Below are 23038 nucleotides of genomic sequence, written 5' to 3'. Positions count from 1 at the left end.
AGGACGCATCATGACTGACACCCCCAGCGGCGCACCCGGGCAGCGCTGGACGCTCACCCACTCCTCACGCGCCCACGCCGGCGGCCGGCCGGACCACGCGGCGATCATCTGCGAGGGCCGCGTCACCACCTACGACAAGCTGCACCGCGACAGCAACCGCGCCGCGCACGCCCTGCGCGCCGGCGGCGTGCGGCGCGGCGACCGGGTCGCCTACCTGGGACGCGAGTCGGAGAACTACTACACCGTCATGCTCGCCTGCGCCAAGGCGGGCGCGGTCCTGGTGCCGGTCAACTGGCGGCTCACCCCGACCGAGGTGGACCACATCCTGCGCGACTCCGGCGCCGCCCTGATCTTCGTCGACGACGAGTTCTGGGACACCGTCGCCGCGGTACGCCACCACCTGCCCGGTCTGCGGCGGGTGATCCGCGTCGACGGCACCGACACCGACGGCGAACCCGCCCGCGGCGCGGGCCTGCCCGCCTGGGCCGCCGACCAGCCCGACTGCGACCCGGTGCCCGGCACCGGCCCCGACGACGCGGTGGTGCAGATCTACACCAGCGGCACCACCGGACTGCCCAAGGGCGCCGTCCTGGCCCACCGCAGCTTCTTCACCCTGCCGCACGCCATGCGCGAGCACGGCGTGGCCTGGATCGACTGGCTGCCCGACGACGTCAGCCTCATCTCGCTGCCCGGTTTCGGCGTCGCGGGCATCGGCTGGTTCCTGCACACCTTCAACGCCGGCGGCACCAACGTGATCATGCCGCAGTTCGACCCGCAGGAAGCGGTCCGGCTGATTGGCACCCACCAGGTCACCACCACCTTCGCCGCCCCCGCCATGCTGCAGATGATGGCCGCCGAACGCGGCGCGGGACCAGAGGCGTTCACCTCCCTGCGCAAGATCGCCTACGGCGCGGCGCCCATGTCCGAGACCCTCCTCAAGCAGTGCCTGGAGACCTTCGACTGCGAGTTCGCGCAGATCTACGCCAGCACCGAGACCGGCAGCGTGGCGGTGTGCCTGCCGCCCGACGCGCACCACCCGGGCAGCGCGGTGCTGGACTCGGTCGGCAGGCCCTGCCCCGGCAACGAGGTCAAGGTGATCGGCCCCGACGGCGACACCCTCCCGCCCGGCGAGATCGGCCAGATCTGCGTGCGCGCCCCCTCCCGGATGCTCGGCTACTGGAACCTGCCCGAGGCCACCGCCCGCACCCTGGTGGGGGAGTGGCTGCACATGGGGGACGCCGGCTACCTCGACGAGGACGGCTACCTCCACCTGTGCGACCGCATCAACGACACGATCATCGTCGCCGGGCAGAACATCTACCCGGCCGAGGTCGAAAAGGCACTCGCCGCGCACCCGGCCGTCGCGGACGCCGCCGTCGTCGGCCTGCCCGACGGGCACTGGGGCGAGAGCGTGCACGCGGTCGTCGTCCTGCGCCCCGGCGCCCAGGCCAACCCGCGCGAACTGCTGCTGTCCCTGCGCGGCCGGCTCGCCGACTACAAGATCCCCACCGCCTACCACTTCACCGACTCCCTGCCCCGCAACCCCTCCGGCAAGATCCTGCGCCGCGCGGTGCGGGAGCGGCTGACGGCACCGGCCCGCCACCCGCTCGCCGACACGGTCGCATGACACCGCCTCAGCCGCCCCGAACGGAAAGGTCCTCGCCCATGAACGGGCCCCTGCACGTCGGCATCCTGCTGCCCACCCGGGAACAGGCCATCAACGGCACCTACGCCGCGGCCCCGCTGCTGGACTTCGCCCGCCACGCCGAGGCCCTGGGCTTCGACTCCCTGTGGGCGGGCGACTCGCTCACCGCCCGCCCCCGCCTGGACCCCCTCGTCGTCCTGGCCGCCGCGGCCGCCGCCACCGAGCGGATCACCGTCGGCACCGCCGCCCTGACCCCGGCCCTGCGCCACCCCCTGATCGGCGCCAACATGGTCGCCAGCCTCAGCCACGTGGCCGCGGGCCGGCTGGTCCTCGGACTCGGCTCCGGCTTCCCCATGCCCGAGACGCAGGAGGAGTTCGCCTCCGTCGGCGCCAGCTTCACCGGCCGCGTCGGACGCCTGGACGAGATCACCGCCCTGTGGCGCACCGCCTGGCACGCCGGACAGCAGGGCGAACCGGCCGACTTCCAGGGCAGGTACTGGCAGGCCGACCACCTCGACCGGCTGCCCTGCCCGGCCACCGCCGGCGGCCCGCCGCTGTGGCTGGCCGGCAGCGACACCCCCAAGGTCCTCGCCCGCGCCGCCACCCGCTACGACGGCTGGCTGCCGTTCCTGCCCGACCCCGACGCCTACGGCCGGGCCCGCCGCCGGATCGCCGAACTCGCCCAGGAGGCCGGCCGCCCCGCCGGCGCCGTCACCCCCGCCCTGTACGCGACGGTCACCGTCAACCGCGACGAGCGGGCGGCCCAGGCCGAACTGGAGCACTACATCAGCCACTACTACGGCCGTTCCCTGGACCAGATGCGCACCATCCAGGCCTACGGCTGGGGCAGCGCCGAGAAGTGCGCCGAATGGCTCGGCCGCTACGTCCGGGCCGGCGCCCGCCACCTGGTGCTGAGGATCGGATCGCTCGACCCGGAACCGCAGTTGAAGGAGATCGCCGAGGTGCTGCTGCCCGCGGTACGCGCCCTCGGCCCGTCCACCACCGTGGGGAGTACACAGTCGTGACCAGTACCACCGACGCAACCGACACCGGCGCCACCGTCGCCGCCGGCAGCCGGATGTCCCGCGCGGGCCAGTGGTTCCACCCGGTGGAGCCCTCGCCCGACGCCTCGATCCGGTTGTTCCTCCTCCCGCACGCGGGCAGCGGCGCCATCATCTACCGCGACTGGGAGAGCCTGCTGCCGCCCGACATCGCCGCCCAGGCGGTGACCCTGCCGGGCCGTCACAACCGCCGCGAGGAGCCGACCTACGAGGAGTTCTGGCCGCTGCTCGAAGCGCTGCACGAGGCCGTGCTCGACGACCTCGACGACCGGCCGTTCGCGTTCTTCGGGCACTGCCTCGGCGCCCAGCTGGCCTTCCGGCTGGCCATCCGCATGGAGCAGGAGGGCGGCCCGGCGCCCGTCATGGTCGGCATGTCCGGCTGGTCGCCCGAGGGCTTCTTCCAGCCCACCGAGGAGCAGAGCCGGATGCCCGAGCCCGAGCTCGTCGAGTGGATCAAAAAGCTGGGCTCCTTCCCGGCCGAGATCTACGACAACCCCGAGATGCTCGCCCTCGTGGTCCCCGCCCTCCGCGCCGACCTCAGGGTCGCCGCCCAGTACGTCGACGACGGCGCCAAGGTCACCTGCCCGCTCGCCTCCTACGGCGGGCGCTCCGACCCCCTGCAGGAAGAACCGGACGCCATGACCCACTGGGCAGCACGCACCCCCGCCTACCTCGGCCACAACGAGTACTCCGGCGGCCACTTCTACATCGACACCCACGCCCAGGCCGTCACCGCCCACTTCGCGCACCGCCTGCAGCGGATCGCCGCCCACCACGCGCGCTAGCGCCGCGACCGGGACGGCAGGGGCCGACCGGCCCGCCCTCCCGGCCGGCGCACCAGCGCGGCACCGGGAAAAGGGCGCCCCGCTCGGGCGCCTTTTCCCGGGTGCGCACCACACCTCCCAGCACCGGCCCCCACACGGGTGCCCCGGGCCCACAGCCCGGCCGGCACCCGTGTCAGTGCCGTGTCAGCGGACTGCGCGACAGTGGCGCACGAGCGTCCGCGGCCGCGGAAGGGACCACCCATGTCCTCCCCGGCCCCGGCGGCGTCAGCGCGTTTCGAGTCCGACCACGGAAGAGAGCCGGTGTCCGGGATCCACCTGCCTGCCCCCTCACCCCTGGAGGCCGACGTGTCGCTCGCGGACCACACCGATGTCCTCAACTGGCCCTTCGCCCGCACCGAGGACGGAGACCCGCCGCCCGTCCTGGCGCAACTGCGCACCGCGCCCCCGTGCGTGGTGCGCCTGCCGGCGGGAGCCGCCGAGTCCCGCCTGGCCTGGCTGGTGACCCGCTACGCCGACGTCAGGCAGGCGCTGGGCGATCCCCGCCTCAGCGCCGACGAGCGGCTGCCCGGCGCGCCGGTGCGCATCCAGGTCCCGCCCGGCGGCAACCCCAGCTCCTTCCTGCGCCTGGACGACCCCGAGCACGCCCGGCTCCGCTCCATGATCCAGACCGAGTTCACCGCGCGCCGGGTCAAGCGGCTGCGCGAACCGGTCCAGCGGCTGGTGGACGAGCTGCTGGACGACCTGGAGGCACTGCCCCGACCGGCCGACCTGCACGCGGTGTTCTCCCGGGCGCTGCCGACCCTGGTCATCGCACGGCTGCTGGGCGTTCCGGAGCAGGACTCCGCGTTCTTCATCGAAAAGACCCGCCTCACCATCTCCCAGGAGGACCCGGCGGTCTCCCTGGCCGCCTTCGAGGAGATGTCCGAGTACCTGGCCAAACTGGCGCTGCGCAAGCTGGAGAGCCCCGGCGACGACCTGATCAGCCGCCTGGCCGTCCACCACCACGCCAAGGGCGCCCTCACCCTGGAGGAACTGGTCGGCATCGCCCGGCTGGTGCTGGTGGCCGGACACGAGACCACCACCAACCAGATCGCCCTGAACATCCTGGCGCTGCTGCGCGACGACGACCTGCGGGCGCGGGTGAGCGCCGACGACGGCGCGCTCATCCCGAATTTCATCGAGGAGTCGATGCGCTACTGGTCGATCTCCCAGGACGCGATGGTCCGGCTGGCGGTCCAGGACCTCGAACTCGGCGGTGTGCGCATCTCCAAGGGCGACGCCGTCGTCATCTCCGTGCCCGCCGGCAACCACGACGAGTCGGTCTTCGCCTGCCCGCACCGCATCGACCCCGAGCGGGACACCAGCGGCCACCTGCAGTGGGGCTTCGGCCCGCACTACTGCCAGGGGGCCCCGCTGGCGCGGCTGGAGATGGAGCTGTCGCTGCGCTCCCTGCTGCGGCGCTTTCCGAACCTGCGGCTGGCGGCCGACCCGCGCACGGTCTTCCGCCGCGGCACCGTCTTCCACGGGGTGACACACCTTCCCGTGACCTGGTGACCGGCCACGGTACCGGCACCACCGGCCAACCACCCGAAAAGATCGAGAAACGGAGTCGTCATGACTTCTGAGACAAGCACCGAAGCCGTCGTCGAGGGGCGTGCGCCGACGCCCCCCGGCGCCGCACCGGCCGCCGCCCCCTCGGCCGGTGCCCTCCTGGTGGTGCTCGTGGGCACGTTCATCACGGTGCTGGACTTCTTCATCGCCAACGTGGCCGTCCCCGCCATCAAGGCCGACCTGGGCGCCGGCGCCGCCCAGGCCCAGCTGTTCGTCGTGGGCTACGGCGTCGCCTTCACCGCCGGACTGATCACCGGCGGCAGGCTCGGCGACCTCTTCGGCCGCCGGCGGATGTTCACACTCGGCATGGTGCTGTTCATGCTGGCCTCGGCCGCGTGCAGCCTGGCCCCCACGGCGACCGTCCTGATCGTCGCCCGCATCGCCCAGGGCGCCGCCGCCGCGCTGATGGTGCCCCAGGTGCTCGGCATCATCGGCACCGTGTACACCGGCGCCGCCCGCGACCGCGCCTTCAACGCCTACGGCCTGGTCATCGGACTGGCCGGCGTCTTCGGCCAGTTCATCGGCGGCGCCCTGATCACGGTCGACATCGCGGGACTGAGCTGGCGGACCATCTTCCTGATCAACGTCCCGCTGTGCCTGGTCTCCCTGGCCTTCGTCGGCCGCACCATCCCCGAGTCGCGCGGCGAGGGCGGCACCCGGCTCGACCTCGTGGGCGCCCTGCTGGTCACCGCCTCCCTGGGCATCATCGTCTTCGCGCTGCTGGAGGGCCAGGAGCGCGGCTGGCCGCTGTGGGTGTGGGAGGCGCTGGCCGGCGCGGCCGTGCTGCTGGCGGTGACCGTGTGGCACCTGCGCCGGCGGGCGGCGGCCGGCCGGGGCCCGCTGATCGAACCCGCCCTGTTCAAGGGCCGGGTGTTCTCGGTGGGGCTGACCGCCACGGTGGTCTACTTCCTCGCGATGGGCTCCTTCTTCTTCGTGCTGGCCCTCTACCTGCAACTGGGCCGGGGCCTGTCGCCCCTGGAGTCCGGGTCGCTCTTCCTGGCCCTGGGCGCGGGCTACTTCGGCGCCTCGGTGGTGTCCTCGCGCAAGGCCGCCTCCGTCACCGCCCGCAGGGTGGCCGTCGGCCCGCTGACCCTCGCGATCGGCTACGCGGCGGTCGCCCTGACCGCCGACCGCCTGGACACCACGGGGCACGTGCTGTGGCTGCTGCCCGCCCTGCTCGTCGCCGGGCTCGGCATGGGCCTGACCACCGGCCCGCTGACCAACCTGGTGCTGGGCGCGGCCGTGCCCGAGCACGCCGCCTCCGCGTCCGGGCTGCTCAACACCGCCCAGGAGGGCGGCGCGGCCGTCGGCGTGGCGATCGCCGGCGCGGTCTTCTTCCCCGCCCTGGCCGACGCCGGCGGTTCGGCCGGCGCCTACCCGCACGCGTTCGCGATCACGCTCGTCCCGCTCCTCGCCCTGGCACTCGTGGCCTCCGCCCTGGTGCTGGCGGCCCCGGGCCGCACCGCACGGCGCTGAGGCCCCCACCACCAAGGAAGGCAGACGCCATGCCGTACGTCACCACCCGCGACGGGACCCGGCTGCACTGCACCGACTGGGGCGAAGGACGCCCCGTGGTGCTGCTCAACGCCGCCATGGCGGATGCGCGGATGTGGGAGTTCCAGGCGCCCTTCCTGGCCGGCCAGGGGCTGCGCTGCGTCACCTACGACCGGCGCGGCACCGGACGCTCCGACATCCCCTGGAGCGGCTACGACTACGACACCCTCGCCGCCGACCTCGCCGACCTGCTCGACCACCTCGACCTGCGGGACGTCCTGCTGGTCGGCTGCGCGGCGGGCGGCGGCGAGGCCGTGCGCTACCTGTCCCGGTACGGCACCGGGCGGGTGGGGAAGCTGGCGCTGGTCTCCTCCACCACACCGTTCCTGCTGCGCACCCCGGACAACCCCGACGGGCTGGAGGGGGCGCTGCTGGAGGAGGTCGAGAAGGCCATCCGGACCGACCGTGCCGCCTGGCTGAGATCACTGACCTGGCCGTTCTTCGCCGGCCCCGAGGCGGACCCGGCGAGCACGCCGCTCTCGCCCCGACTGGCCCAGTGGCTGATGGACCTGGCCATGGACACCTCGCCGCGGGCCGCCACGGAGATCTACCGCACCCTGTTCACCACCGACCTGCGGGCGGAGACGGCGGCCGTCCGGGTGCCCACCCTGATCGTCCACGGCACCGCCGACCTGGCGGCGCCGTACCCGCTGTGCGCTCCCCGCACCGCCGAGCTCGTCCCCGGCAGCACCCTGCTGACCTACGAGGGCGCCGCCCACGGCCTGTTCGCCACCCACGCCGACCGTCTGAACGCGGACCTGCTGGCCTTCGCCAAGCAGTGACCGCCCGGGCGCCCGGGCAGGCGTCAGCCGCACGTCAGCACCGTGACAGCGGTCGGCGGCAGAGTCGACCTCGTGGGTCCACCGGCCGCAGGCGCCGCCCCGGCCCCGGACCCGCCGGCGCCGTCCGACGAAGGAGTACGCCCGCCATGGCAGATGCAGCAGCCCCGGTCCCCACCCGGGCACTGGTCCTGGCCAACCCGGCCTCCGGCAGCCACAGCCCCGAACTGGTGGAACAGGTACGGCAGTTGTGCGACTCGTACGTGGAGCACACCGAGCTGCACCCGACCACCGGGCCGGGGGATGCCACCGTCGCGGTGCGCAGGGCCCTGGAACGGCGCACCGGCGCCCCCGACCTGGTCGTCGTCGTCGGCGGCGACGGCACCGTCCGGGAGGCCGTCCAGGGCCTGGTGCCCGCCTCCGGGCGCGCCGCGCTCGCGGTGGTGCCCGGCGGCACCGGCAACTCCGGCTACAAGATGCTGTGGGGCGAGCGAGCCTGGACGGAGTCCCTCAAGGCGATCCTCACCGACTCCGGCATCGGCGGCAGCGCCCGCCCGCGCCGCCTGGACCTGGCCCGTCTGGCCGAGACCCGCCAGTACGTCTACCTGGGCGCCTGCTCCGGTGTGATCGCCGACGCGCTGATCACCGCCCGCGACCTGCCGCTGACCGGCCGCGAGCGCTATGCCCGCGCCTTCGCCGACACCGCCGCCGGCTACGCGCCCTACCCGGGCCGGGTCACCGTCGACGGGCAGGTCGTGCACGAGGGCCCGACCGTCCTCGCCAACGTCGGCGGCGGCCCCTACCGCGGCGGCCGGTTCCACGTCCTGCCCGACTCGCTGCTCGACGACGGCCTGCTCGACGTCTGCGTCATCGGCGAGGGGATCGCCGCGGCCGACGTGCCGCGGCTGACCCTGACCGCCGCCCACATCGGCCACCCCGCCACGCGGTACGCGCGCGGGCGCACCATCACCGTGGAGCGCACCGACGGCCGCCGGCTGCCGCTGGAGCACGACGGCGAGTACCAGCACGGCATCGGCTCCACGGCCACCTTCGAGGTCCTGCCCGGCGCCCTGCCCGTGTGGGCCCCGGCCCCGGAGGCCTGAAGCCCCTCAAGACACCCCCAACCCCCGTCGTACCGCGCACCCGGCGACGGTACGCCGGGTCAGTCCCACCACCGCACACGAGGAGAACACGCATGAGCGACCTGACCACCACCGTCGACCGCTACCTGGCCATCTGGAACGAGGCGGACGCCGACAAGCGCGCGGCGGCCATCGCCGAGCTGTTCACCGCCGACGCTCCGTACATCGACCCGCTCGCCGCCGTCGAGGGCCACGAGGGCTTCGGCGCGGTGGTGGCGGGCGCCCGCGAGCAGTTCAAGGGCCTGACCTTCGAACTGCACGGCACGGTCGACGCCCACCACAACCAGGCCCGGTTCCAGTGGGGCCTGGTCACCGAGCCCGGCACCGAGCCGATCGCGATCGGCTTCGACGTCCTGGTCGCCGACGAGGCGGGCCGCATCAAGGCCGTCTACGGCTTCCTGGACAAGGTGCCGGCCGCCTGAACCCCGCCCGCGGCGGCGGGAGCACCGGCCGACGGTGCTCCCGCCGCCGCTTTTCACCCGCTCGCCAGCGACCCGCCGCCGGCCACGGCACGCCCCGGCCGGCCCACGGGTAAGGAAGGTGCCTCCCGCCATGACGGCAGTACTCGGTGAGAGCGTGGCCAGGGCGCTGTGCGACGACTGGGGCAGCACGGCACCCAGGCGTCCTCGCCGGCCCACCGACACCCCGCTGCGTGAACTGTCCCAGTGGGCGGCCACGCTGCGCCCCGAGCACATCCCGTGCCGGGTGCTCAAGCTCGCGGCCAGTCAGGTGCTCTCACAGGCCGCCTCCATCAGAGCCGGGCTCCGCCACCCGCTGGGACGGCGGCTGGTGGCGGCCTTCGGGCATCCCATGCAGCGCGACCCGCGCGTCGCCGCGGGCGTCTTCGCCGCCCTGGGGTCCTGGCTCAACCTCGACGACACCGCCTACGCCGGACACCTGTCGAACTCCACCGTCGCGGTCCCGCTCGCCTTCGCCTACTCCCGCCGGCTCGACGGGCTGTCCCTGCTGACCGCCGTCGTCGCGGCCAACGAGTGCGCGGCCCGCATCACCGCCTCGGCCACGCTGGGCCCGCTGCGCGGCCAGAGCGCCGTGCACACCCACCTGGCGGGCGCGGTGGCCGGCCGGCTGCACTGCGACCGGGCCCCGGCCGCGCTGTGGGAGAACGCCTTCGGGCTGGCCTTCGCCATGCCCAACTGGCCGTTGATGCGGGCCTTCCTGGCCAGCGACGCCCGCCTGTTCAACACCTTCACCCCGGTGCGCACCGCCATGGACGCCTGCGACGCGGCGTACGCGGGACTGCGCGGCGCCCCCGACATCGTCGAGCACGAGGACGGCTTCCTCGCCCGGTTCGCCACCGTGCCGCTGCCGCAGGCGGTGGCCAAGGGGCTGGGCCGGCGCTGGCACACCGAGACGCTCTCCTTCAAGATGCACCCCGGCGGGCCCGGCATCGACGCGGCCGTGGACTGCGCCGCCGAGATCCACCGCGAACTGGGCGGCCTGCGGCCCGAGGACGTGGCCGAGGTGGTCGTGGAGGCGTCCCTGTACACCCTCTTCGCCGGTGAGCGCGCCGCCCGGTACGTCACCGGCCCCGGCTCCCCGCTCGGCGCCCTGGTCCTGGACGTGCCCTACCCCGTCGCGACCACCCTGCTCACCGGAGAGTTCACGGTGGACGACTTCTCCTCCCCGCACCTGGACGACCCGGCCCGCTGGGGGCTGGCCCGGCGGGTGCGCCTGGAGCACGACACCGAGATGACGCGCGAACTGTTCCTGTCCGACGCCCCGTTCGGCGAGGCGGTACGGGAGGCGGGAGCACGTGCCGTGCCGTGGCTGCGCGGCTTCGGCGGGGACGAACTGGTCGACCTGCTGGGCCCGTTGAGCGCCGACGACCGGGACTTCTCCCGCGCGCAGAAGGCCACCGGCGCGCGGGTCACCGTCCGGCTGACCGACGGCCGCACGCTCTCGCGCAGCCGGCTGATCCCGGTCGGCGCGGCCGGCCCGGAGACCCGGGTCCACCACGCGGACCTGGTGCGGGAGAAGTTCCTGTCGGTCGGCGGCCCGCACGAGGTGTCCGACAGCGTGGACCGGCTGCACCGCATGCGTCCGGGCGCCCTGCGCCGCTGGATAGAGGCCGCCTTCCTGGACTGAACCCGCCCCGCCCCGGCGCACCTGCCCCGGCCACCGGCCCTACTGCGCGGGCACCGACAGCAGGCCGAAGGCGTCGACGATCTCCTCGACCCGCGCCACGATGTCGGCCCGGTCGTTCTGCACCCAGGAGATGTGCTGGGCGCCGAACAGGGCCGAGATCAGGACCCTGGCCAGGGCCTCGGGCACCGCGCTCTGCGGCAGCCGGCCGGCGGCCTGGCACTCCTTCAGGAGGTCGACGATCAGTGACGTGAAACCGACGTAGGGGACCGGCATCTCCGCCTTGATGTAGGGGCGTTCGATCTGCAGGCGCGCCCCCGCCTTGATGTAGACGTCGTCGCGGAACCCGCGCGCGGTGCGCAGCAGCACGTCCACCACCGTCGAGGGCGAGGAGTGGTCGCCTTCGAGCGCGGGGGAGACGATCTCGTTGAGCCTGCGGTAGAACTCCTCCGCCACGGCGACCGCGAGGGCCTCCTTGTTGGAGAAGTGGAAGTAGACCGCGCCCTTGGTCATCTCGGCGCCGTCGGCGACGTCCTTGATGGTGACGTGCGGGTAACCGTCCCGGGCGAAGACCTCCGCGGCCGCGTCGAGGATGGTGCGCCGGGTGCGGATGGCGCGCTCCTGCTTCAGGTGCGAGGTGTCGTCGGCCGAGGTGCTGCCGGGGATGTGCGGGGTCCGTATGGCTTCGCTGTGTTTGCTCATGACGTCCAATTCCGTGCCGTGCCGTCCGCTGCCTTCCGATGGCCGGTTCGCGGGGGAACGGGCCCGGGCACGTGCGTATGCGTCGCGGGTGCCGCCCCCCTGGCCGCAGGGATGGCCGATCATCCGACCTGCTCCGCTCGAGCCTTGCTATATACCTTCCCGAAGGTATATTAAATTCATGCCGAAGGGCGCCGCACGTCTGTTAGTTCGCATGGTCCTGGTTCTTCCAGTACGGGGGAGGCGAATCCCAGATGTCAGTCGTGCTCAATCATCCCACCAATCCTCAGGCGTCAGCAATGGCCCACGCCTGCGATTCGTTGAGCTTCGCACGTCCCGTGACGCGTGAGCTGGTGCACCGCAGCTCCGTCGCGGAGGTCTTCATCACCGACGGCGCCCGTGTCGGTGACCGCGAGTTCGTCGTCGCCGCCCAGTGGCCGCGCGACCACGCGCTCTACCACCCGGACGAGAACGGCCTGAGCGATCCCCTGCTGTTCGCGGAGACCCTGCGCCAGGGGATGGTCTACATCGGCCACCGGCACTGCGGGGTGCCGCTCGGCCGGCGCTTCATCGGTCGCGACATCGACTTCGAGATCACCGACCCCGCCGCCCTGCGGGTCGAGGGCACACCGCTGTCGGTGCTCCTGGTGGGCGAGTGGACCTGGGACGGCGACGACGCGCGGGGCAGGAGCGGGGCCCGGACGGACTTCCGGCTCGTCGTCGGCGGCCGCGCGTGCGGCCGGGGCTCCATCAGCATGCTGATGGTGGACGAGCGGCGCTACCGCCTGCTGCGCCGGCTCGGCGGCGGTGCCGCGGACGCGCCGGGCACCGCACCGGTGCACACGGCCGCCCCCGGGGTGCTGCGCACGCCCCCGCACCGGGTGGGGCGGCTGCGCTGGCGGGACTGCGTCCTGGAGGAGGGCGCGGGGCCCGACGAGTGGCGGCTGCGTGTCGACCGCGGCCACGCGGTGCTCTTCGACCATCCCACGGACCACATCCCGCTGATGGTGATGCTGGAGGGCTTCCGCCAGCTCGGCCACCTCAAGGTGCACAAGGCGTGCGACGGGCCGTTCGCCGACCTGTCCTTCGCGCTGGCCCGGATCTCGGTGCAGTGCCTGGCCTTCGGCGAGTTCGACCGGCCCACCCGGCTGGTGGTCGAGGAGTGCGCCTCGGGCGCCCGCCCGCAAGAAACGTTTCAGCTGTCCGTCTCCGCGGTCCAGGGCGAGACCGTACTGGCCCGCGCGCGGACCGCCTGGGCCTGTGTGGGCAGCCGCCCGGCGGCGGCCGTCCCGGCCTCCTGGTAGCAGCCGCCCGGGCCCGGCAGCGGGGCGGCAGCCCGAGCGCTCAGCCGCACGCGCGGGTCCCTATCACGCGCATCAGCACGCCCCACATCGCGGCGATGCCGGGCCCGGGCCGGTCCGGGCCCGCACAGGCGCCGGTCCACAACGCGGTGCAGAACGCCGCGACGATCAGATCGGCCAGGGCATCGGCCGGCGGCACCTCGTCCCAGTGCCGCCCCCGCTGCACCTCGGCCACGAGTTCGAGCGCGATGCCATGGGTGTCGCTCAGGAGAGGAGCCACCGTGTCGGCCGCCCGAGCCGCCTCCACCTCCAGCCGCAGGGCCGCCTGCGCCCTGGGGTCGGTGTCGAAGAGCTTGCCGAGTCCGAGCACCAGGGACTCCAGCCGGCTCGTGGCCGGCTCGGGCGAGGTCCGGGCCTCGTCCAGCAGCGCCCGCACGTTCAGGGACAGATGCTCCCTCAGCGCGGCCGCCAGCTTCTCCTTGCTGGAGAAGTGCCCGTACAGGGCACCCTTGGTCAACCCGATCCGGTCGGCGATGCGCTGCAGGTTCGCGTTCATGTAGCCGTAGCGTGCGAATTCGTACGCGGCGGCGTCGAGGACGCGATCGTGCGTCCGAAGGGCACGCGCCTGCTTGACCACGCTGATCACCTCCTTCACCCCGGCCCGGTGGTGAAGGACCGGCCGAGAAAGATTCGTTCCCGAATGAATCGTAGTCGTGGAGCAAAGGAGAGCGATAGATGAACCGGCGTCAAATCTGCACAGGCCAGGGGGCACAGGGTGGCACGCCGCAGGCGCGCGTACAGCTGGCGGGCGCCGTGGCCTCCGCCGCCGCACACGCCTCGAGCGCGGACACCACCGGCCGGCTGTCCGCGCAGACCATCGCGTTGATGACCCGCGCCGGCTTCGCCCGGCACTTCGTACCCGAGGTCTGGCACGGCACCGAAGGGACCTTCAGCGACCTCCTCACCCAGATCGCGGCCGTCGGCGAGGGCTGTGCGTCCGCCGCGTGGTGCGCCGCCCTGTGGGCGAGTCACGGCAGATACGCCGCCCACCTGCCCCTGGACGGACAGCTCGACCTGTGGGGCCGATCGCCCGACGTGCGCATCGCCGCCGCCCTGCGCCCTTCCGGCTCCGCCACCCGCTGCACCGGAGGCTGGCTGCTCCACGGCGCCTGGGACTGCGTCAGCGGGGTCCTGGACGCGGACTGGCTGCTGCTCGCCGCCCCCGAACCGGACCGACCGGGCTTACCCGGCGGCCGGGCCCGGCTCTTCGCCGTCCCTGCCGCCGACATCCACGTACAACAGACGTGGCGCAGCACCGGAATGCGCGGCACCGCCAGCCACACCGCCGTCCTCGACAGCCCGGTGACGGTCCCCGACCACCGCACCTGCTCCCTGGCGGACGTGCTGGCCGGCACCCCCGGGCCCGGACGGTCACGCTGCCACACCGCCCCGGCACACCTGGGCACCGGACTGCTGCTGTGCGCACCCGCCCTCGGAGCAGCCCGCCACGCCCTGCGGGAATGGACCGCGTGGGCCGCACGCAGAGGAGCCGGCCGGCCCTCCGAACGCGCCACGCTCCAGTTGACGCTGGCGCAGTCTGCCGACGACATCGAGGCCGCCGGACTCCTGCTCGCCGACGCGGCGCTGCGGGCCGACTCCGGCACCCGCGCGGAACGGGACGTGGCCCGCAACCGCCGCATCGCGGCAGCCGCCGCACAGCACCTGCTCACCGCCGTCGAACGGCTCTTCCGCGCGGCCGGACACCACGCGTGCGGCCCCGGGCCGCTGGAGCGCACCTGGCGCGACGTCCACGCCCTGGCCGCGCACCAGGCCGTGCGCCGGGACACCGCCGCGGCCCTGTACGCCGACTCGGTGTTCGCCGACTTCGCCGACCGCCCCGCACAGACGCCCGAACCGGCAGGCGCGGCCCTCACCACCGTCGCACTGCCGGCGACCGCCGCGCCCCGCTTCACCACGCGCTCCGCACCGGCAGAGGTGGCCGCCGGTGCCCACTGACACCCGAAGCGCACGCACCCGCTCCCCGCGCCCCGCGACGCCGCCCTCCCTCCCCGCACCCTCCCGGCCTCCCGCCCGGGTACGCCCCGAGCAGAGCCCTCGCCGCCTGGTCTTCTTCGACGTGGACGAAACACTGATCGGCATAAAGAGCGGCCCCGACTTCCTGCGCCACCACTTCACGCAGGTGCACGGCGCCGCCGGAGCACACCGGGCGGACGAACTGCTCGGCGCACTGGCCGGCCTGCCCCGGGCGGAGGCCAACCGCCGTTTCCACCGGGCCTTCCGGGGCTGCCCGGCCGCGCAGGCCGAGACCGCGGCCCGCCAGTGGTACGAGGAGCGCAGCCGGGCCGACGGCTTCTACCTCCCCACCACCCTGGCCGCGCTGCGCCGGCACCGGGCCGAGGGCGCGTCGGTCGCCCTGGTCTCCGGCACCTTCCCACCCGTGCTGGCTGCCATCGCCGAGGCGGTCGGCGCACAGTTCACCCTCGGCGCGGCACTCCAGCGCTGCGGTCCACGGCTCACCGGCGAGCTGATCGGCCCCCCGGCCATCGGCGAGGGCAAGCGCACCCTGGTACGCCGCCTCCTGGCCCGCCACCCCGACATCGACCCCGCCGACTGCTGGGCCTACGGCGACCACCCCACCGATCTGCCCATGCTGCACAGCGTGGGCCACGCGGTGATGGTGGCCCCGGACGGCACCCACGCCACCGTCCACCCGCACACGGCCGGCACCGCCGGAGGCCGATGACCGCAGCACCGGGCCGACCGTGATCGCCCCGACCGCCACAACCGTCCACAACGCGTACGCGGCACGCACATTCCACGTACGCTTCCCGGACCGGCCAGGTCGGTGACCTTGTGTGCGGACCAGGACTCGCTCGGTAGTGCGGGCCGCCGGACGCGGAAGCACCCTCTCGGCGCTTCACAGGCATTGCAAAGAACCGGACACCCGGTATATTTCCCGGCACCCGTACAGCTGAGCGAGTTCCGATGCGTCACTCCCGGGCGCCGGTCCGGGGTGCGACAGGGGGGGATCCGAGATGGCGGACGGCATACAGGCACAGGTGGTGATCGCCGGCGGCGGGCCGGTGGGGATGGTGCTCGCCTGCGAGCTGGCCGGATACGGGGTGGCCACCGTGGTCGTGGAAGCGGAGAGCGCCGTGTCCCGGCGGCCCAAGGCGACCACCCTGCACGCCCGGACGGTCCAGTGCCTGGTCCGGCGCGGCTTTCTGGGCGGGCTGTCGCGCTCCGGGGGTGAGGCGGGGCGGGCGACCAGTCCGTTCCACTTCGCGGGAATTGCGGGACTCGGCATCTCGGCGCCCGCGGCCGAACCGGAGCCCGTCCTCAAGCGGACGCAGGAGGAGCTGGAGCGCCACTTCGAGGAGCGTGCCCGGGCGGCGGGGGCGCTGATCGTGCGCGGCCACCGGGTGACCGAGGTGTGGCAGGGGCCGGACGGGGTGCGGGTCAGGGCCGACGGCCCGGACGGTCCGGTGACGTGCTCGGCCCAGTACCTGGTGGGGGCGGACGGTGCCCGCAGCGTCGTGCGCGAGCAGGCCGGGTTCGACTCCCGGACGTACCCGGCGACGGTGTCGGCGCTGGCGGGTGACGTCCTGCTGGAGGAGGAGGGGGCACTGGAGCAGGGGTGGTGCCGTACTCCGCGCGGCTGGGTCGTCGCCAAGCACCTCCCCGGTGGCGGTACCCGTCTGCGGACGCTGAACTGCGCGGCTGCGCACGGCGCACGGCACCGGCCGCCGACCTTGCACGAGCTGCGCGACGAGGTGTCGCGGATCGTCGGGCGGGACGTGCCGATGCGGGCTCCGACGTGGCTCAGCAGATTCAGCGACTTCGCCCGGCTGGCCCGGTCCTACCGCCGGGGACGCGTCCTGCTGGCGGGTGACGCGGCGCACGTGCACTTCCCGATCGGCGGGCAGGGCCTGAGCACGGGGTTGCTGGACGCCGTCGACCTCGGCTGGAAGCTGGCGTTCGCGGTGCGGGGACGGGCGGGGGAGGGGCTGCTGGACAGCTACGACCGGGAACGCCGGCCCGCCGGGCAGCGCGTCATCGACCATACGAGGGCCCAACTCGCGCTGATGCGTCCCACTCCCGAACTCGACCCGCTGCGCGCCTTGTTCGGCGAACTGCTGGGCGGGGAGGGGGAGGGCGGCGTACTGGCGTCCATGGTCAGTGCCCAGGACACGGTGCTGCCCAAGCGGGCCGCGGACGCCTCACCGTGGGAAGGAAGGTTTCTGCACAACGTCGCTCTGACCACCCGGCAGGGCCGGACGGACGTGATCGACCTGCTGGTGCCGGGCCGGCCGCTCCTGCTGCTCCTGGGCGCCTCGGGCGACCGTGCCTACGCCGGACAGGCCCGCGGCTGGGCCGGGCTGCTGCGGGTGGTGCACGCCGAGCCGGCTGCCGGACTGCCCTGCGAGGCGCTGCTGGTGCGGCCCGACGGCTACATCGCCTGGGCGGCCGGCGGCGGTGCGCTGGACGCCGCCCTCACGGCGTACTTCGGTGCGGGCGGGACCACGACCGCCCGCGGAGCGGGAGGAGACGTGCTCGCACCGGCTCTCAGCTGACGGCTGCCGCTTCGTACCGGGCGGCACGCTCCAGCAGCTCGGCATGGACCCTCGCGCCCCGGTCCTCGGTGATGTCCACCGAGGCCAGGACGGAGGGGACGACGATGCTGGGCAGGATGTGCCGCAGCAGGGAACTGACCCGCCCGGGCAGGTCCTGGTACTCGCACATCGCCTGGGACATGGCCTGTATGCCGGCGAAGGACCCCACCAGGACGTCGGCGGTCTCGGCGGTCGCGACATGGTCCAGCAACTCGCCCTGGGCCTGAGCCTTGCCCAGCAGCTCGCTGCCGATCTCGCTCCAGCGCACGAAGGGGCCGCTGCGGTCCAGGCCCTGGGCCTGCTGATCGAGGGTGAGGCGGACGCCGGCGCGCACCATGGGGTCGGTCTGGAGGCGGTGGGCGTGCAGCACCACCGTGTCCACGAGCTGCTGCACCTTGGAGGCACGGTCGGGGATGGGCAGGTTGTGGTCCTGCTCGGTCAGCACTCCCTCGGCCAGGTGCTCCTTGGAGGGGAAGTGGAAGTACAGCGCTCCCTTGGTGACCCCGGCCAGGGAGATGATCTCGCTGATCGTCGCCGCCTGGTAGCCGCGTTCCTCGAAGACCCTCGCCGCCGCCGACAGGATGGTCTGCCGCGTGCGGATCGCCCGGTCCTGCTTAGCCACTTCGGCCTCCTTCATTCGATGAGCCCGGAGACCCCCAATAAAAAACCGCGCAGTATGTATATTACAGATGGTGCGGCTTCGTGCAGCCCCTGGGCGCCATGAGATTGGACAGAATCCGGGGCAGCAGACGTCACGACGAGGGGGCCAGCGGTGATTCTGGTGACGGGGGGCACGGGGATGGTGGGGCGGGCGCTGCTGCGGCAGCTCCCCGACGGGGTGAAGGTGCGGGTGATGGCGCGCGACCCGGGGCGCGTCACCGGGGCCCGGCCCGGCGTGGAGGCGGTCGCCGGGGACTTCGAGGACGCCGGGTCACTGGACCGGGCGCTGGCCGGGGTGCGCACGGCGTTCCTCGTCACCACCGCGGTCGGGGGCCGGGACGACGAGCGTTTCCTGCGGGCGGCGGGCGGCGCCGGCGTGCAGCGTGTGGTCAAGCTGTCCGCGGCGGCCGTGCTCGACGACCGGGCCGACGACCTGATCACCCGGTGGCAGCGGGCCAGCGAGGAGGCGCTGCGGGGCTCCGGTCTGGAGTGGACCCTGCTGCGGCCGCGGGCGTTCATGTCCAACTCGCTGTCCTGGGCGGCGTCCGTCCGCTCCGAGGGTGTCGTGCGCGCGCTGAACGGGACGGCCGCCAACGCCGTGGTGGATCCCCGGGACATCGCCCGGGCCGCCGTGCGGGTGCTGACCGAGGAGGGGCACGGCGGACGCGCCTACACCCTGACCGGCCCCGAGGCGATCACCCCGGTGGAGCAGACCCGGCAGCTGGGCCGGCTCCTCGGCGTTCCGCTCGGGTTCGAGGAACTGAGCCGGGAGGAGGCGCGGGCCGGCCTGGGCCGGCGCTATCCGGAGCCGGTCGTCGAGGCGCTGCTGGCCAGCGCGGAGCGGCAGCGCGCGGGCGCCAAGGTCCGGGTGGACACGGCGGTGCCCGCACTGACCGGGCGTCCGGCGGGTGTGTTCCGCCAGTGGGCCCGGGACCACCTGGAGGCCTTCGCCCCGGTCACCGGGTGATCGGGTGATCGGGGGCCGATGCCGTCCGGGTGCCGCCGGGCCGTGCTCGTCCGTCTGCGGTCAGTCCGTGGCCGAGGGCAGGGAGACCGTGCAGCGGAACACGAGCGCGTCGTCCTGATGAGCGCTCACCAGCACGGACTCCTTGCCCGCCGACGCGGGCAGGCGCCGCGCCTCGACGAGACAGGGGGCGTCCAGTTCGACGTACCGCTTGAACTCGCTGACGACGTCCAGGGGCAGGGAGGCGTGGCCGAGGGTCGCGTTCGTGGCCTGGCGGGCCGCCTCCATCAGCACCATGCCGGGCACGTGGTCGACCATGTGGTCGAACAGCACGGGGTGGCGGGTGTCCACGCGCAGCTGCCAGCGGTCGGGTTCGCCGATCGGGGACAGGACGACGTCGGTGGGCGAGGTGCGCCCGACGATCTGCGGGGCCTCCGGCGCGCTGAGCGGGATGACCTGCGGCATGCCGTCCGCGGCAAGGCGGCCGGCGCGCAGCCGCCGGTAGACCCGGGGTGTGATGCAGGTGAGCGAGCCGCCACCGGTCGCGGCGAGCACGCCGTCGCGGTGGATCTCCACCGAGATGCGGAACCCCAGCAGTTCCTTGCCGCGCAGCTTCACCTCCGAACAGGTCACCTGGAGTTCGAGCACGGCGGGGGTCCAGTCGACGCGGACGTGCTGCGGCTCGACGTGGACGCTGAGGTCGCTCACCAGGAAGTGGTGACCCAGAGGGACGCCGAACTCCGCGTGTGCCAGCAGGATTCCGGCCTGCCGGATGGTCTCGGCGGCGATCAGCGGGTCGTGGCAGCCGTCCACGGTGGTGAAGAAGCTGTGTCCGCGCGGCCACTGGGCGGCGATCGTGTAGTGCTCGTCGTCGACGCGCGCCCAGTCGGTGAGCATGACCTCGGAGACGCTGGCGCGGTGCACCAGTTCCTTGGGAACGGTCGTGGTCAGAGACGGGAAGCGCGGGACGACGAAGAAGCGCGCCGGCGCCGTGTCGTGCTCCTCGGCGGGCCGCATGCCGGACATCGGTTGTGCCACGCGGAACGTGCTGGCAGACATATCTGTTCCCCCTGGGCCGCAGTGTGTGTCAGAGATGTGCAGGGCCGCTCAGGCCAGTGAAGATACATACCATCCGGTTTAGTTTCTAGCGGTAGGAGGCATTCCGGCTGCCCGCCCCTCCCGATCGGCCCGTCCTTCCGGGCGCGCGTCCGCCCTCCCGCCGACGGGAAAGACCTGCGGCCTGCGGCTTTCATCCGGGGTGGCGGGACGTGCCGTGCCTTCGCCGCTCTGCACCGTGTGTTTTCCGGCCGGACGGGCTGCGCGCGGACGGCCGAAGGGGCCGGCCTCAAGCGGGTCCGGAGCCGTTCTTGAGCGGCCCGGCCCACCCTTTCCTCGGACCCTGGAAGGGGGCGATCGGATGGAGCGGGCGGAGGCGCTGCTTCGGGTGGAGCGCGGTCATGCGAGCGAGGAAGAACTGGCGGCCCTGGCGGCGGTGTTGATCGCGCTGCGCGGGAGCGGCCCGAAGGCGGGCGGCGAGCGCCCGGCCGGCCCCCCTGCCTGGTGGGACGGGCCGGCGGGCTATGTGGCACCTGGCAGCTGGCACTGAGTCGCGCCGGCCGGAGAATTCTCACGGCCTCTAAGAAACCGCACATTCGGTTTGTTACTATTGCCAGGGACCGGGCGGGGTCGCTTCGGCCTGTCCCAGGAGGGACCAGACATGGCGATGACGACTGCCCCCGTGCCGAGCGGGGCGGCCGGCGCCCGCGGGTGCGCGGCCGAGCTGCGGGAGATCCGTGAGCGGGCGCTGGCCGGGCCGGGCGAGAAGGCGACGGCGGCGCAGCACGCCAGGGGCAAGCTGACGGCGCGGGAGCGGATCGGGCTGATCCTGGACCCGGGCTCGTTCCGGGAGGTGGAGCAGCTGCGGCGGCACCGGGCGACCGGGTTCGGGCTGGAGGCGAAGAAGCCGTACACCGACGGTGTGATCACCGGCTGGGGGACGGTGGAGGGCCGGACCGTGTTCGTCTACGCCCATGACTTCCGGATCTTCGGCGGGGCCCTGGGGGAGGCGCACGCGACGAAGATCCACAAGATCATGGACATGGCCATCGCGGCCGGCGCGCCGCTGGTGTCGCTGAACGACGGGGCGGGCGCCCGTATCCAGGAGGGCGTGTCGGCGCTGGCCGGCTACGGCGGGATCTTCCGGCGCAACTCCACGGCGTCCGGGGTGATTCCGCAGATCAGCGTGATGCTGGGCCCGTGTGCGGGTGGCGCGGCGTACTCGCCCGCCCTGACGGACTTCGTGTTCATGGTGCGGGACACCTCGCAGATGTTCATCACGGGTCCGGACGTGGTGAAGGCGGTGACGGGGGAGGAGATCACCCAGAACGGTCTGGGCGGTGCGGCCGTGCACGCCGAGACGTCCGGGGTGGCGCACTTCGCGTACGACGACGAGGAGACCTGCCTCGCCGAGGTGCGGTACCTGCTGTCGATGCTGCCGCAGAACAACCGGGAGACCCCGCCGCGGGCGAGCTGCCCCGACCCCGCCGACCGGCGTTGCGAGGCGCTGCTTGACCTGGTGCCGGCCGACGGCAGCCGGCCGTACGACATGGCGAGGGTGATCGAGGAGATCGTCGACGACGGCGAGTACCTGGAGGTCCACGAGCGCTGGGCGCGGAACGTCGTCTGCGCGCTGGCGCGGCTGGACGGGCAGGTCGTCGGCATCGTGGCCAACCAGCCGCAGGCGCTGGCCGGGGTGCTGGACATCGAGGCGTCCGAGAAGGCCGCGCGGTTCGTGCAGTGGTGCGACAGCTTCAACGTCCCGCTGGTGACGCTGGTGGACGTGCCGGGCTTCCTGCCCGGTGTCGGCCAGGAGCACGGCGGCATCATCCGGCACGGCGCCAAGTTGCTGTACGCGTACTGCACCGCGACCGTGCCCCGTGTCTCGCTGATCCTGCGCAAGGCGTACGGAGGCGCGTACATCGTCATGGACAGCCAGTCCATCGGCGCCGACCTGACGTACGCCTGGCCGACCAACGAGATCGCGGTGATGGGCGCCGAGGGCGCGGCCAACGTCGTCTTCCGCCGGCAGATCGCCGAGGCGGACGACCCCGAGGCGGTGCGGGCGCGCCTGGTCAAGGAGTACAAGGCCGAGCTGATGCACCCCTACTACGCGGCCGAACGCGGCCTGGTCGACGACGTCATCGACCCCGCGGACACCCGGGAGGTCCTCGTCCGCGCCCTGGCGATGCTGCGGACCAAGCACGCCGACCTGCCCTCCCGCAAGCACGGCAACCCGCCGATGTAACCGACGAACGACGGGACACGGCAGGCGTCTCCGCCCGGGAGCGCCGGGACCGCTGCCCGGACCAGGAGACGACTGATGGTCAAGCAGGAGCGCGCGGCCCTGACGCGCCGGGCTCTGATCCGTGCCGGAGCCGAAGTGTTCGCGCAGGAGGGCTTCGCCCGCGCCTCGCTCACGACGATCAGCCGGCGGGCCGGGGTGAGCAACGGCGCGTTGCACTTCCACTTCGAGAACAAGCAGGCGCTGACGCAGGCCATCGTGGCGGAAGCGCTGGAGATCGTGCGCCGGATCGTGCGGGACGCCGGGGAGCGTGCGGGGGATCCGCTGGGGTCCCTGGTGGACGCCACGCACCGGCTGATGACCAGGATCGGTGAGGACGCCGTCGTACGGGCGGCCTTCGAGCTGCCCGACGGTCCGGGACGGGGCGAGGGGCCCGCGATCCGGCGGGAGTGGCAGCACTGGGTCGAGGAGGTGCTGCTGCGGGCCGACGAAGGCGGCTGGCTCGCCGACGAGGTGTCGGCGCAGGACGCCGCGACCGCCGTCGTGGCCGCCACGGTCGGCTTCGAGGTGCTCGGCAGCACGGACAAGGCGTGGCTGTCGGAAGAGCGGGTCACGCGGTTCTGGGGCCTGCTGCTGCCCCGGCTCACGGGGGGCGGTCCGCGAAGACCCCCCGAAACAGACCGTGCGGTTCTTTAGCAGGCTCTCCTTGCGGGGTGACGGCTCTCGATCACCCTGCTTCGATGCGCGGTTCTCCCTGTCCTGACGCGCAGAAGTGCCGGTACCAGGGGCTCTTGAGTGA

The 23038-nt window shown here is 73.2% G+C and carries 21 protein-coding genes; 17 read left to right on the top strand and 4 right to left on the bottom strand.

Going from position 1 to position 23038, the window contains the following annotated elements:
• Nucleotides 1–10: 10 nt before the first annotated feature.
• The 9 genes from ACFYWG_RS00655 (at nucleotide 11) to ACFYWG_RS00615 (ending at nucleotide 10683) form a co-directional block, all read left to right on the top strand.
• Entirely contained in the window at nucleotides 11–1627 is a 1617-nt protein-coding gene (locus ACFYWG_RS00655; RefSeq protein ID WP_389198316.1) for a fatty acid--CoA ligase, read from the top strand.
• A gap of 38 nt (nucleotides 1628–1665) precedes the next feature.
• Nucleotides 1666–2670, top strand: a complete 1005-nt coding sequence (locus tag ACFYWG_RS00650; protein WP_383508570.1) for an LLM class flavin-dependent oxidoreductase — start codon at nucleotides 1666–1668, stop codon at nucleotides 2668–2670.
• Between the two features lie 53 nt (nucleotides 2671–2723).
• Nucleotides 2724–3491 carry a thioesterase II family protein gene (locus ACFYWG_RS00645; RefSeq protein WP_376328484.1) on the top strand — a complete coding sequence of 256 codons (768 nt, stop codon included), beginning with the start codon at nucleotides 2724–2726 and terminating at the stop codon, nucleotides 3489–3491.
• A gap of 300 nt (nucleotides 3492–3791) precedes the next feature.
• Nucleotides 3792–5045 (top strand): cytochrome P450, encoded by a 1254-nt coding sequence (locus ACFYWG_RS00640; RefSeq protein WP_385415568.1) that lies wholly within the window; start codon nucleotides 3792–3794, stop codon nucleotides 5043–5045.
• A gap of 60 nt (nucleotides 5046–5105) precedes the next feature.
• Complete coding sequence (locus tag ACFYWG_RS00635; RefSeq protein WP_383508564.1) at nucleotides 5106–6578, top strand: MFS transporter; 1473 nt, start codon at nucleotides 5106–5108, stop codon at nucleotides 6576–6578.
• 29 nt (nucleotides 6579–6607) lie between these two features.
• Nucleotides 6608–7438: an alpha/beta fold hydrolase gene (locus tag ACFYWG_RS00630; protein WP_383508561.1), complete on the top strand. Its 831-nt coding sequence runs from the start codon at nucleotides 6608–6610 to the stop codon at nucleotides 7436–7438.
• 146 nt (nucleotides 7439–7584) lie between these two features.
• Complete coding sequence (locus tag ACFYWG_RS00625) at nucleotides 7585–8538, top strand: diacylglycerol/lipid kinase family protein (RefSeq protein WP_383508558.1); 954 nt, start codon at nucleotides 7585–7587, stop codon at nucleotides 8536–8538.
• A 92-nt stretch (nucleotides 8539–8630) separates the two neighbouring features.
• Entirely contained in the window at nucleotides 8631–8999 is a 369-nt protein-coding gene (locus ACFYWG_RS00620; RefSeq protein WP_030854128.1) for a nuclear transport factor 2 family protein, read from the top strand.
• Between the two features lie 130 nt (nucleotides 9000–9129).
• Nucleotides 9130–10683 (top strand): MmgE/PrpD family protein, encoded by a 1554-nt coding sequence (locus ACFYWG_RS00615; RefSeq protein ID WP_385415563.1) that lies wholly within the window; start codon nucleotides 9130–9132, stop codon nucleotides 10681–10683.
• Between the two features lie 39 nt (nucleotides 10684–10722).
• Here the strand turns inward: ACFYWG_RS00615 and ACFYWG_RS00610 are convergent, their stop codons facing one another.
• Nucleotides 10723–11382: a ScbR family autoregulator-binding transcription factor gene (locus ACFYWG_RS00610; RefSeq protein ID WP_376328320.1), complete on the bottom strand. Its 660-nt coding sequence runs from the start codon at nucleotides 11380–11382 to the stop codon at nucleotides 10723–10725.
• 335 nt (nucleotides 11383–11717) lie between these two features.
• On the opposite strand from ACFYWG_RS00610, the gene ACFYWG_RS00605 reads away from it, so the two are divergent.
• Nucleotides 11718–12683, top strand: coding sequence for a ScbA/BarX family gamma-butyrolactone biosynthesis protein (locus ACFYWG_RS00605; protein ID WP_389198311.1), 966 nt, complete (start codon nucleotides 11718–11720; stop codon nucleotides 12681–12683).
• A 40-nt stretch (nucleotides 12684–12723) separates the two neighbouring features.
• Here the strand turns inward: ACFYWG_RS00605 and ACFYWG_RS00600 are convergent, their stop codons facing one another.
• Entirely contained in the window at nucleotides 12724–13317 is a 594-nt protein-coding gene (locus ACFYWG_RS00600) for a TetR family transcriptional regulator (RefSeq protein ID WP_385415558.1), read from the bottom strand.
• A gap of 98 nt (nucleotides 13318–13415) precedes the next feature.
• Between ACFYWG_RS00600 and ACFYWG_RS00595 the strand changes: the two genes are divergently transcribed.
• The 3 genes from ACFYWG_RS00595 to ACFYWG_RS00585 all read left to right on the top strand — a co-directional run bounded on the left by ACFYWG_RS00595 (nucleotide 13416) and on the right by ACFYWG_RS00585 (nucleotide 17275).
• A complete protein-coding gene (locus ACFYWG_RS00595; RefSeq protein WP_385415555.1) occupies nucleotides 13416–14696 on the top strand; it encodes an acyl-CoA dehydrogenase family protein in 1281 nt (426 codons plus the stop codon).
• A complete protein-coding gene (locus ACFYWG_RS00590) occupies nucleotides 14686–15444 on the top strand; it encodes an HAD family hydrolase (RefSeq protein WP_389198308.1) in 759 nt (252 codons plus the stop codon). The genes ACFYWG_RS00595 and ACFYWG_RS00590 overlap by 11 nt, the downstream gene beginning before the upstream one ends.
• Before the next feature lie 292 nt (nucleotides 15445–15736).
• Nucleotides 15737–17275 carry an FAD-dependent monooxygenase gene (locus ACFYWG_RS00585; RefSeq protein ID WP_389198306.1) on the top strand — a complete coding sequence of 513 codons (1539 nt, stop codon included), beginning with the start codon at nucleotides 15737–15739 and terminating at the stop codon, nucleotides 17273–17275.
• On the opposite strand, the gene ACFYWG_RS00580 is transcribed toward ACFYWG_RS00585, so the two are convergent.
• Nucleotides 17268–17936, bottom strand: a complete 669-nt coding sequence (locus ACFYWG_RS00580) for a ScbR family autoregulator-binding transcription factor (protein ID WP_389198303.1) — start codon at nucleotides 17934–17936, stop codon at nucleotides 17268–17270. The genes ACFYWG_RS00585 and ACFYWG_RS00580 overlap by 8 nt on opposite strands.
• 150 nt (nucleotides 17937–18086) lie before the next feature.
• Here ACFYWG_RS00580 and ACFYWG_RS00575 point away from each other — a divergent pair, with 150 nt between their 5' ends.
• On the top strand, nucleotides 18087–18941 hold the full coding sequence (locus tag ACFYWG_RS00575) for an NAD(P)H-binding protein (RefSeq protein ID WP_389198301.1): 855 nt from the start codon (nucleotides 18087–18089) through the stop codon (nucleotides 18939–18941).
• Nucleotides 18942–19001: 60 nt separating this feature from the next.
• Here the strand turns inward: ACFYWG_RS00575 and ACFYWG_RS00570 are convergent, their stop codons facing one another.
• On the bottom strand, nucleotides 19002–19997 hold the full coding sequence (locus tag ACFYWG_RS00570; protein WP_389198299.1) for a ScbA/BarX family gamma-butyrolactone biosynthesis protein: 996 nt from the start codon (nucleotides 19995–19997) through the stop codon (nucleotides 19002–19004).
• Between the two features lie 358 nt (nucleotides 19998–20355).
• On the opposite strand from ACFYWG_RS00570, the gene ACFYWG_RS00565 reads away from it, so the two are divergent.
• The 3 genes from ACFYWG_RS00565 (at nucleotide 20356) to ACFYWG_RS00555 (ending at nucleotide 22935) form a co-directional block, all read left to right on the top strand.
• On the top strand, nucleotides 20356–20544 hold the full coding sequence (locus ACFYWG_RS00565) for an acyl-CoA carboxylase epsilon subunit (RefSeq protein ID WP_389198297.1): 189 nt from the start codon (nucleotides 20356–20358) through the stop codon (nucleotides 20542–20544).
• Nucleotides 20545–20655: 111 nt separating this feature from the next.
• A complete protein-coding gene (locus tag ACFYWG_RS00560; protein ID WP_389198295.1) occupies nucleotides 20656–22242 on the top strand; it encodes an acyl-CoA carboxylase subunit beta in 1587 nt (528 codons plus the stop codon).
• Nucleotides 22243–22317: 75 nt separating this feature from the next.
• A complete protein-coding gene (locus ACFYWG_RS00555; protein ID WP_389198293.1) occupies nucleotides 22318–22935 on the top strand; it encodes a ScbR family autoregulator-binding transcription factor in 618 nt (205 codons plus the stop codon).
• Nucleotides 22936–23038 lie beyond the last annotated feature (103 nt).

The organism is Streptomyces sp. NPDC003456, assembly GCF_042878735.1.
Lineage (GTDB): Bacteria > Actinomycetota > Actinomycetes > Streptomycetales > Streptomycetaceae > Streptomyces.
Note: the sequence above shows the minus strand (reverse complement) of the source record. Positions and strands in the feature narration are given on the sequence as shown.

Coding starts and splice junctions, on each gene's coding strand:
- ACFYWG_RS00655 (WP_389198316.1), top strand. CDS start 11: ATGACTGACACCCCCAGCGGCGCACCCGGGCAGCGCTGGACGCTCACC.
- ACFYWG_RS00650 (WP_383508570.1), top strand. CDS start 1,666: ATGAACGGGCCCCTGCACGTCGGCATCCTGCTGCCCACCCGGGAACAG.
- ACFYWG_RS00645 (WP_376328484.1), top strand. CDS start 2,724: ATGTCCCGCGCGGGCCAGTGGTTCCACCCGGTGGAGCCCTCGCCCGAC.
- ACFYWG_RS00635 (WP_383508564.1), top strand. CDS start 5,106: ATGACTTCTGAGACAAGCACCGAAGCCGTCGTCGAGGGGCGTGCGCCG.
- ACFYWG_RS00630 (WP_383508561.1), top strand. CDS start 6,608: ATGCCGTACGTCACCACCCGCGACGGGACCCGGCTGCACTGCACCGAC.
- ACFYWG_RS00625 (WP_383508558.1), top strand. CDS start 7,585: ATGGCAGATGCAGCAGCCCCGGTCCCCACCCGGGCACTGGTCCTGGCC.
- ACFYWG_RS00620 (WP_030854128.1), top strand. CDS start 8,631: ATGAGCGACCTGACCACCACCGTCGACCGCTACCTGGCCATCTGGAAC.
- ACFYWG_RS00615 (WP_385415563.1), top strand. CDS start 9,130: ATGACGGCAGTACTCGGTGAGAGCGTGGCCAGGGCGCTGTGCGACGAC.
- ACFYWG_RS00610 (WP_376328320.1), bottom strand. CDS start 11,382: ATGAGCAAACACAGCGAAGCCATACGGACCCCGCACATCCCCGGCAGC.
- ACFYWG_RS00595 (WP_385415555.1), top strand. CDS start 13,416: ATGAACCGGCGTCAAATCTGCACAGGCCAGGGGGCACAGGGTGGCACG.
- ACFYWG_RS00585 (WP_389198306.1), top strand. CDS start 15,737: ATGGCGGACGGCATACAGGCACAGGTGGTGATCGCCGGCGGCGGGCCG.
- ACFYWG_RS00570 (WP_389198299.1), bottom strand. CDS start 19,997: ATGTCTGCCAGCACGTTCCGCGTGGCACAACCGATGTCCGGCATGCGG.
- ACFYWG_RS00565 (WP_389198297.1), top strand. CDS start 20,356: ATGGAGCGGGCGGAGGCGCTGCTTCGGGTGGAGCGCGGTCATGCGAGC.
- ACFYWG_RS00560 (WP_389198295.1), top strand. CDS start 20,656: ATGGCGATGACGACTGCCCCCGTGCCGAGCGGGGCGGCCGGCGCCCGC.
- ACFYWG_RS00555 (WP_389198293.1), top strand. CDS start 22,318: ATGGTCAAGCAGGAGCGCGCGGCCCTGACGCGCCGGGCTCTGATCCGT.